At 30.9% G+C, this 3,005-nt stretch carries 2 protein-coding genes; both read right to left on the minus strand.

Translation table 11 applies throughout. The features are described from left to right. Positions 1-184: 184 nt before the first annotated feature. Positions 185-2,656, minus strand: coding sequence for a TonB-dependent receptor domain-containing protein (locus ACH2BG_RS09680; RefSeq protein WP_395047489.1), 2,472 nt, complete (start codon positions 2,654-2,656; stop codon positions 185-187). A 66-nt stretch (positions 2,657-2,722) separates the two neighbouring features. Beyond that, a partial coding sequence (locus tag ACH2BG_RS09685; RefSeq protein WP_395047490.1) for an ArsC/Spx/MgsR family protein occupies positions 2,723-3,005 on the minus strand: 283 nt, incomplete at its 5' end.

Consider the following 3,005-nt stretch of genomic DNA (forward strand, 5'->3'; position numbering starts at 1 on the left):
ATTGGCGGTGCTTTATGGGAATTGTATAAAGAGAAAAGAGCTAAGAAACAGGAAGAGTCTAAGTAATTAGGTTCTTAACAAAATAAAAAAAGGTACACATTGTGTACCTTTTTTGTTATATTATAAAGTCTAAAGTCCTGTGTGAATCCACGATGATTTTCGACTTTAAGACTTCATGGCTTTTTTATCCCATATTTTCGCCTTCACCATTTTCATTTTGTTTTAGCTTATTGTCTTTGTCGGTTTTCTTTTTGTTGAAACGGTAGGTAAATGATAGCGTAAACTGTCTTTGTCTCCATTGCATTTCGCTATTTGAATTTACTGTTGGTAGCTGTAAATCTTGTTTTCTTTTTCTAGAATTGAAAACATCACTTACGTTGAACGAGATAGTTCCCATATCTTTTAAGACATCTTTACTAAAGGCAACATTTGCAGCAGCAATTCCTTTTATTGTTCCTTGTCGGTATTTTTGAGGAGCATTATAGGTTGCATTTGTTTGCCATTCGATTTTATAAGGTAAAGTTATTTTTGATGTTATTCTGGTAAACCACGTGTTGGCATTATAATCGAAATTTTGTACCACTAAATTGTTAGCACTATTTATATAAGAATAATCGCCCGTGGTTTTATTATTAAAGAAGTTGAAATTTCCGTTTATTTTCCACCATTTTTTGAAGGCGTAGTTTAAAGTAAATTCGAAACCTAATTTGTCATCATTAGATAAGTTGAATGGTGTGTTTATGATTACAGGAACTCCATTTATTTGATCACCACGTTCTTTTCTTACTATTTGAAACGAATTTGTTGTATGATTAAAATATGCTGATGTGCTTAATGTCACTTTATCCCATTTTCGTAAAAAACCTATATCATAAGCATCACTCAATGCTGGATTTATGTCTGGATTTCCTTGAAACAAGTTGATGTTACTTGTATAAGAAGCAAACGGATTTATAAAACGATCTCTTGGTCTGGTAATTCGTTTGCTATAATTTAATGAAAGATTACTGTTTTCAGATATTTGGTAAGTTAGGAAAGCACTTGGAAAGAAATTATTATAATTTTTGGTTTTATAAATATTTGATGTCAATTGGTTTACTTCTATTCGAGAATCCTCAAAACGAAGTCCAAATAAATAAGATAATTTACTGATTTTTGAACCAAATTGAGCATACAAAGCATTTACATTTTCTTTATACTCTAATATGTTTGTAAACTGTGCTACGTTTGTAAATGGACTCGTGGGAGTTACTCTTTCTTGAACCTGATAATCAGCTAATAAGTTTATATAATTGCCCCTAAAACCGGCTTCTATTTGAGAATTTTCTTTAATTGGCAAGACATAATCTGCTTGAATAAGATTTCTATTTTGTTTGTTTTCTTTTCTAGTACTTTCTGAAGAAACAAAAGCATTGGTTTCTAGAATTATACCTTCAATACCTGAAAATTCATTTTCTTTTTCTTGCGAAAAGGCACCGTCGATACTTAATTTGTGCCCATCTTTTTTGAATTTTTTGATAAAATTTGTCGTGTATTCTACATTTTCACTATTAGAAATTAAGTCGTTAAATCTTTGTCCTGTATTTACGAATGATTTGCTTCCGTCATAATTATAATACAATACATTTTCTTTGTTTCCGCCCTCATTATTTCGGTAACTTAATGCATTTGTCCATGAAGTGTTTTTGTCTAATAATAGTTCGATACCAAAATTTATATTAGCACCTTGTCCAAATTTTTTACTATCACGTCTTTCTTCAAGGTATGATTTTATACTTCCGTCGAGATTCAAATTTTCTTGGTCTATTTTTGTATTTCCAGGATTTTTACGTTTATTATAACCTATAGTTGTAAACAAATTAAATTGTTCGCTTTTTAGGTTAATATTTGCCGAAGCACTTGAGTTTTCAGGTTCTCCAGCAGATACGATAAATGTTCCGTTAAGTCCTTGATTTTTTCCTTTTTTTAGAATTATATTTATAATTCCGCCACCACCTTCGGCATCATAACGAGCTGATGGATTGGTAACTACTTCTACTTTATCTATGGCATCGGCAGGAATAAGTCGCAAAGCATCACTAACATTAATTGCGCTCGATGGTTTTCCGTCTATTAATATTCTCACATTTTCGTTACCACGAAGACTTACTGTTCCTTCGGCACTTACTGCAACTGATGGAACATTGTCTAAAACATCACTCACCGTTCCGCCTCTTACTAAGATGTCTTTTCCAACATTATATACTTTTTTGTCGAGTCTGATATCGACTGTAGTTTTTTCTGAACGAATTTCGACAGCATCTAGTTTTTGAGCATCATCTTCAAGGGAAATGGTACCTAAATTTGTGTTAGAATTAAATATTTGACTTTTAAGTTCGATAGTTTTAAAAGAAATGTACTCATATTTTACGTCGTAAGTTCCAGAGTTTATTTCGATAGAAAATTCTCCTTTATTATTTGTAATTCCACCAGAAACTGCTTGTGTAGTATTTGGTTTTCTGAAAGTAATTGTAGCGTATTCTAAAGGTAAAGAAGTCGTTTTTTCGATCATTTTACCAGTAATAGTAATTTTTTTACTTTCTGTTTTTTGTTGTGCAAAAAGTGTAGAAATACTTATTAAAAATAGAAATACAAAGGCTTTTTTAGTAGAAATCATAGTTTGATATTTATCGATTACAAAAATAATATTCAAATAATTGATTTTCTGCCAAAGTATTGTTAATTAAAGTATCTCGTTAATTCTCTCAGTTGGTCTTGCAATTACGGCTTTGTCACCGTTCACAATGATGGGTCTTTCTATGAGTTTCGGATTATCAATTAGGGCTTGAATGATTTGGTCGTCAGATAGATTTTTATTTTTATAATCTGATATCCAGATAGTTTCTTTTTTTCTAACTAAATCTATTGGAGCAATGTTTAACTTTCTGAGTAATTCTTTTAGTTCGTCTTTGGTAGGAATATTTTCAAGATAATTAATTACCTGAAAGGTTTCTTTTGTGTTTTCT

The sequence above is a fragment of the Flavobacterium sp. genome, assembly GCF_043779715.1.
Classification (GTDB): Bacteria; Bacteroidota; Bacteroidia; order Flavobacteriales; family Flavobacteriaceae; genus Flavobacterium.